Below are 6,670 nucleotides of genomic sequence, written 5' to 3'. Positions count from 1 at the left end.
GGGGGGGGGGGGTTACTCGCCGGCATTGCGCCTGGCGCTGTAGTGCGATGGCCGGGAATCCAGGGCCCGCTCACTGCCCGGCGCATTCAGCACCGGGCAGTGAGCAAGCTTGTCGGCAAACGCCGTTCGATCACTCAGTGATCTTCTCGATGTTGTTGTAGAACAGCTCGCTGTCACGCCCGTCGGTCATGGTTTGCAGCGAGTAGGCGCGGTTCAGGCGCGCGCCGCCATCACGGGTCAGTGGCGCCCATACGACGTTGGCTCGACGCATCGTGGAGGTGCTCATCAACTCATCGAACGGGACGGAAATATAGATGCCCTTGTCGAAGCTGCCCTCGCCGTATTCTTGCTTCGAGGCGGTGGTCAGCGTGACCCAGCCACCAAATTTCACGCCGTTCTTGAACTGCCGCGAGATGTCGACCGTGGTGCCCCAGTCCCGTGCCAGATAACGCCCCACACTGACCGCCGCCAGGGTGTCATAAGGCAGCTCTGTATAGCTGGTGACATGCCCGGTGATGGTTTGGTAGTCGCGCAGGCCGAAGCCCTGGTTGAAATCACGCTGGCGCACGAAGTTCAGGTCCGCACCCACCGACCAGTGTTTGTTCGTGGGCCGAAACAGCACCTCACCGCCAACCCCTGCGTACATCGACTCCAGGTAACCGCCGTAGACCATGCCATACAGGTCTCGATCCAGCCGTTGCGCGTGGTTGAACTGGAATGTCGGCATCGTCACATCGGACGTCGTCATGTATTGGCGCAGATCGGTGCGCACCCGCGGCAGCCCGCTCGGCGCGTCGTAGGTGAACTTGTCGTAGTTGTTCAGCAGGTTGGCACTGAGCAAGCCGCTCCACCAGGTGTTGCGGGTAAAACGGTACTCCGCGTCGGCGTCAGCCGTGAACTGATAGAGCAACCCGTCCGGGCCGCCGATGTTCTGTTTGTAACCCAGGCCCAGGCCGTAGCTGAAGGGCTGGAGCTTGCTGGTGTAGAGCGTGGTTTCCCGGTGGGCAACCGCCGGATTGACCTCGGTGGTACGGTGCAGATCTTTAAGCGGCTGGTCGTTGTTCACCACCGCGCGGAAGGTCTCGCGGGGCACGCTGGTTTCTTCGACGGGCATGTCGTAACGCTTGTTCACCAGGGTGAACCAATCAATATCTTGATTGGCGCTGTTGTCGAGAATTCGGCTGGCGCGCCCCACGGCCTTGGCTGAGTAGAAGTAGCGTTGCTGCTCGCCATACACCATCAGCTCCGAACCACGCTGGGCAATGCGTTCCACCTTGTAGCCGGCATTCTGCTGCAGCCTGTCGGCGACATTGGCCCAGTTGACCTGGTCGGCAGGGGTGGTGGGCATGCGCGCCGGCAACGGTTCGGCGGGAGGATCATAAGTCTTGACCGGTGCCTTGCGGCTGACAAAGTTGGTGTGCAGGGTAATGCCGAACATCGCGGTATTGCCGCGCTCCCAGGCCGCACTCAGGTCGACGCTGTCGGCCAGCTTGTAGACCACACCGATATTGACCGGCGAGTCTTGCTTGATCGGGTTGTCCAGGGGCTCGTGCTTGTAGTCGTTGCCCTCGTATTCGAGTTTCAGGCTCAGGGGTTCCCAGGGCGTTTGATAGGCAATCCCGCCAAACAACGAAGGACGTCCCCTGAAGTACGCATTGGAGTTCACATCCCCTGCCCGCGCGACGACCGCCGTGCTCGTCGGTCGGTCGTTGAACTTGCTGCCCAACACCGACAGCGGGTTACTGAAGTCGCCGCGATTACCCAGGTAGCCCCAGGCGATGCCGAGGCTGAAATCCAGGTTGGCATAGCGTTTGTTGGCAACAAAGTATTCGCTGGAAAACAACCCTGTACCGCCGATGTCACGGGCGCCGAACGCCACTTGCGGCGCCCAGTGGCTTTCTTCCCAGAGCCGCGCCTTGAAATCGATGGCCTTGTCTTTGAAGCTCTGGCTTCCGCTCAATGCCTCGGTACCGTACTTGCGGTTGCTGATGGCGGTGTAACGAAACGAACCTTCCAGCCAGTCAAACGGCTGCAAGGAAAAGCTGTAGCGCGAGTAGGGATCGGTGCGGTTGGCGTTGGCGCTCAACTCTCCCGCCGGAGCCATGCGTGCAGTGGGGGTCTGTAACAGGCCCACGCCACCAAAATCATTTTGGGTGTAACGGGGTTCACCGTGAACCAGTCCGCAGGGCAAGAGCAATACAGCAGCAAAACGTAAATTCAAGGGTTCACCTCAGCCAACGGTTGGGTGGCGAAAAACTCGGCCAGTTGTTGGTTGAGATCAGGGGTCGGCGTCTCAAGGTCATCGCTGCGGATCGGCACCAGGATCCTGCTGCCAGGAGCGGCCACAACGCCCTCCTCCCGATTCCATGCCGCTACGCCTACGCGCCGCACCTGGCCGTCGGGCTGGATCAGCCACAGGTCGTCGCGCTCGGCATCACCGAGGGTGGTGCAGTCGCGAACATAATCCCGGACTTCCCGCAGGGCTCGGTAGGGCACATCACAAGGCTGCGCGACCGCCCCGAGGACTTCCACCGTGGACGGTCTTGCGGGGTAAACAAGACGGTCGCCATCATCAAGCAACGCGTTGCGCGCGAAGCCCGCCTCCACGGCAATCGGGTCCAGCACCGCGACTTGTCGGCCGGTAACAGGCAATTGCTCGACCTGCTGATACAGGCGCGCACTCAAGTCCGCGCGTGTGCGCTTGTCATCCAGTAAGGCACCCCGCTGCAGCAGCTTCAGGTCGAACAAAACGCCCGCTTTCAAACGTGCCTGCTTTTCCACCAACGACTGGTGCAGCCACGCCGCGCCCAACCAGTAGCTTTCGGCATTGGGTTGAGCGTCGCGAATAACGTCCAGCAAACGCGCACCCGGTTTAACCTCCAAGGCGCCAGGGCTGCGCACATCGCCACTGACCGTTACGGCCGCCTGGCCTGCGACAGGCCCGATCAACAGCAGGCCAAGCCATAGAAGCTTCGAACACTTCACCGGGCAGCCCTCCGGTCGGGGCGCAACTGCACGATTTTCAAGGACAACCGGGGCGTCAAATGCTGCTCGCTGCGCAGGATGAAACCATCCTGCGGGTCGACCCAATAATGGTTGGTAGCGCTGAAATTCAAGGTGGGAACATCCACCTGCTCGTCGATGCGCAGCAAGGCGTAATCCTTGTCCAGAATGCGAAGGGTCTCGATACCGTGGGGGCTGAAACGGCTGTTGACCGCGATACCGATTCGGTTGCCGTCATAGAGGTCGATCCAGCGAGTACTGGCATAGCCGTCAGGCAGATGCTGAAGGCCGAGCTTGAACGGCGACTCGCCACTGAAGCGGGTGCCATCCAGGGAAAAGCCCAACCCGACGGTGCGTACCACCAGGCCGTCGCGCATCATCACCACTTGCTTGCCGGAAGCGACCCAGAACTCCAGGTCGCCGCGGCGCCGGGGCATGGCCATCACCCCCTCGCTGACAGCGGTGGTGACCAGGATCTGCGGATACGGCACTGCATCGACCTGGGCGCGGGTCACGTCGATGGAGGCAGGGCCCGTGACGGACGTTTCGAGGGTGTACCAGGACGCCCTCATCAACGGGTTACACCCGCACAACAAGAGCGCCAACGACAGACAGGCACTGGTAGGCAAAATTTTCACGACGGGATAGCGCCTTATCTGCTGTTGACTTCACTGAGGTCATTGGCCGATCGGGCACCGAGCCCAATGGCGGTGGCGGTAGGCAGCAGCTGGCTGATCAGACGGTTCCAGCGCGTCACGCCGGCCGGCCCGACGTACACGATGTCTTGGGGCTGCAAGTCAAAGCGAGTGGCGAGCACCAGCGCCGAAGGTGACTGGGCATCGAGCTGGAACACCTTGGCCGGCTCGGCTTCCAGGTTGTCCACGCCGCGAATCACGTACACCGCATTGCCATTGGAGGTGGTCTGGTTCAAGCCCCCTGCCGTGCCCAAGGCATCGGTCAGGTTGATCGATTTGCCCTTGAAGCTCAGTGCCCGGGGCTGGTTGACTTCGCCCATGAGATAGACGCGCTTTTGGTCGTTATAGGGCAAGTACAACCGGTCGCCGCCCTTCAGGTAGATGCCCTGCAGTTGCGAGCCCTGGCGATTGAGGCTGTCCAGGTCCAGCTTGTACTCACGGCCGTCGCGGGTCAGCGTCAGGCCCGACAGGTCGGCATTCGTCGGGTCTACACCGGCGGCGCCAATGGCCTCCACTGCGCTCAATGGCGTGGTGGTGATCGGCTGCTGGCCGGCCTTGATCACCGCACCGGTCACCACCACGGTCTGGCTGGCAAACCGCAGAACGCTGACGTCGACCTGAGGGCTTTCAATAAATTGCGACAAGCGCCCGGAGATATAGGCACGCAACTCTTCGATGGTTTTACCGGCCACCGGTACGTTGCCGATATACGGGTAAAACAGCGTGCCATCCGGGCGAACCAAACGGCCGTTGGCATCGATCTGCTGTTGCGGCCCGGACGGCGCCGTCAACTCGGGGTGATCCCAGACCGTGATAAACAACAGGTCATTGGCGCCTACGCGATAGCCACCCGGAACATAGGACAATAACTGCGCCGGCACCGATTCGCGTACACGCGTGGCGGCATCCATGGCGATCAATTTAGGCGTGATGGGAATCAGCTCCACCCGGGTACTTTCGGGAGATCCTTCACTGGACATTTGACTGGTGTCCATGTGTTGACCAGGCGAAAACATACAGCCGTGCAAGCTGATACTTGCCAGCAAAAGAACAGGTAACCTACGAATCATAATGGCACTACGCTAGTCGAGGGCGAGTCTAAAAAAGATCACCCAGAGAGTTCTGAGTGACCTAAAACAACATACGTTACGAGGGATTAGTTGGTACCGGTGGTACCACCTGTACCGGTGGTGCCGCCAGTGCCGGAAGTACCGCCATTGGAACTTCCGCCCGAGTTGGAAGCGGCCGCCGCAGCGCCGACCACAGCTGTGCCGACCCCGACCGTTTCACCGAGCGTCACACCGCCCACGAGCGGGGTGCTCAACGACAGTGATTCGCTGCCTGTGCTGGCCGCCTCGCCCACTGCTCCACTGACGGCTTCAGCCGCCAACGCTGCAGTACTTGTGAAAGCCAGCACGCCGGCCAACAATAATTTCCTCATATCAGACTCCTTCTCGATATTTACCCCTTATAAAACTTTGCAATAAGGGAGTAGTGATGGAACGGAGATAAAGAGGCCATGAAAACCGCACAAAGATCCTGTTGGATCACGCACTTAGCCTCCCAGGAATCATCTCACTTGTAGATACTGCAAACCACCAATGTTAATAATCGTCAGTATTAGATGACGGGGCGTACTGACAACCCGCGACCAATACCGTAATAGTCGAAGCCATTGGCTTTCATGCGTTGCGGATCAAATATATTCCGGCCGTCAAAGATAACCGGCGTACTCAGTTTTTCTTTTATAAAGTCCAGGTCCGGGGCTTTGAACTCGCGCCATTCCGTCACAATCACCAACGCATCGGCACCTTGAAGCGCCGCTTCCTTGGTACCCATGAGTAGCAAGTCTTGGTTCATGCCGTAAATGCGCTGGGTTTCGGCCATCGCTTCCGGGTCGAAGGCTTGAACCCGGGCCCCCACGCTGCGCAATTGTTCGATCAAGACGCGGCTGGAGGCTTCGCGCATATCATCGGTATTGGGTTTGAAGGCCAGGCCCCAGATCGCAAAGGTCTTGCCCTCCAACTGCCCGCCGAAGTGATGATGAATGTGCCCGAACAGGTGCTGCTTCTGGCGCTTGTTCACTTCCTCAACGGCAGATAACAGTGTTGCCTGATAGCCGATCGACGACGCGGTACGCTCCAGCGCCTGTACATCTTTCGGGAAGCACGAGCCGCCATAGCCACAGCCGGGGTAGATAAAGTCGTAGCCGATCCGCGGGTCGGAGCCAATGCCTTTACGCACGGCTTCAATGTCGGCGCCCAGTCGTTCGGCGAAGTTGGCCATTTCGTTCATGAAGGAGATCTTGGTGGCCAGCAGGCAGTTGGCCGCGTACTTGGTCAGCTCGGCACTGCGGATGTCCATCGTGATGATTTTTTCGTGGTTGCGGTTGAAGGGCTCATACAGTTCCCGCATGCGGTCCACGGCGTAGCTGCTGTCACTGCCGATGATGATGCGGTCGGGACGCGTACAGTCCGCGACCGCCGAACCTTCCTTCAGGAACTCGGGGTTCGAGATGACGTGAAACTCCACCTCAAGCGAACGCGACTTCAACACCTCGGACACCTTCGCCCGGACTTTATCCGCCGTACCCACCGGTACCGTGGACTTGTTCACGATGATCTTCGGCTCGGTCATGTTGAGTGCGATGGTCGCTGCAACAGCGAGCACATACTTGATGTCGGCGCTGCCATCGTCATCCGGCGGCGTGCCCACGGCGATGAATTGAACCTCACCATGACGCACGCCTTGCGCGGCGTCGGTAGTGAAATGCAAGCGTCCGGCATCATGGTTCTTCTGTACCAGCGCACTTAACCCAGGCTCGTAGATCGGAATAATCCCGCTCTTGAGGTTCTCGACTTTGATCGCGTCGATATCAACGCAACACACCTCATGCCCCGCGTCAGCCAGTACAGCCGCCTGCACCAGACCCACATAGCCGATTCCAAATACAGTTACATTCATTTCAATAC

At 59.6% G+C, this 6,670-nt stretch carries 6 protein-coding genes; all 6 read right to left on the bottom strand.

The features are described from left to right. Window positions 1-130 precede the first annotated feature (130 nt). Window positions 131-2,221, bottom strand: coding sequence for a YjbH domain-containing protein (locus CEC48_RS26610; RefSeq protein WP_088426436.1), 2,091 nt, complete (start codon window positions 2,219-2,221; stop codon window positions 131-133). Further along, window positions 2,218-2,985 (bottom strand): capsule biosynthesis GfcC family protein, encoded by a 768-nt coding sequence (locus tag CEC48_RS26605; protein WP_088426435.1) that lies wholly within the window; start codon window positions 2,983-2,985, stop codon window positions 2,218-2,220. The genes CEC48_RS26610 and CEC48_RS26605 overlap by 4 nt, the downstream gene beginning before the upstream one ends. Continuing rightward, window positions 2,982-3,641, bottom strand: coding sequence for a YjbF family lipoprotein (locus CEC48_RS26600; protein ID WP_088426434.1), 660 nt, complete (start codon window positions 3,639-3,641; stop codon window positions 2,982-2,984). Before CEC48_RS26600 ends, CEC48_RS26605 begins: the two co-directional genes overlap by 4 nt. Before the next feature lie 14 nt (window positions 3,642-3,655). Continuing rightward, window positions 3,656-4,768: a polysaccharide export protein gene (locus CEC48_RS26595; protein ID WP_141099717.1), complete on the bottom strand. Its 1,113-nt coding sequence runs from the start codon at window positions 4,766-4,768 to the stop codon at window positions 3,656-3,658. A gap of 86 nt (window positions 4,769-4,854) precedes the next feature. After that, the gene (locus CEC48_RS26590; RefSeq protein WP_088426432.1) at window positions 4,855-5,139 is read right to left on the bottom strand and encodes a hypothetical protein; all 285 of its coding nucleotides are present in this window, start codon (window positions 5,137-5,139) and stop codon (window positions 4,855-4,857) included. Between the two features lie 179 nt (window positions 5,140-5,318). Beyond that, window positions 5,319-6,662, bottom strand: a complete 1,344-nt coding sequence (locus tag CEC48_RS26585) for a UDP-glucose/GDP-mannose dehydrogenase family protein (RefSeq protein ID WP_088426431.1) — start codon at window positions 6,660-6,662, stop codon at window positions 5,319-5,321. Window positions 6,663-6,670: the final 8 nt, after the last annotated feature.

The sequence above is a fragment of the Pseudomonas sp. K2I15 genome, assembly GCF_002204795.1.
In the GTDB taxonomy this organism is placed as follows: domain Bacteria; phylum Pseudomonadota; class Gammaproteobacteria; order Pseudomonadales; family Pseudomonadaceae; genus Aquipseudomonas.
Note: the sequence above shows the minus strand (reverse complement) of the source record. Positions and strands in the feature narration are given on the sequence as shown.

Coding starts and splice junctions, on each gene's coding strand:
- CEC48_RS26595 (WP_141099717.1), bottom strand. CDS start 4,768: ATGATTCGTAGGTTACCTGTTCTTTTGCTGGCAAGTATCAGCTTGCAC.
- CEC48_RS26590 (WP_088426432.1), bottom strand. CDS start 5,139: ATGAGGAAATTATTGTTGGCCGGCGTGCTGGCTTTCACAAGTACTGCA.
- CEC48_RS26585 (WP_088426431.1), bottom strand. CDS start 6,662: ATGAATGTAACTGTATTTGGAATCGGCTATGTGGGTCTGGTGCAGGCG.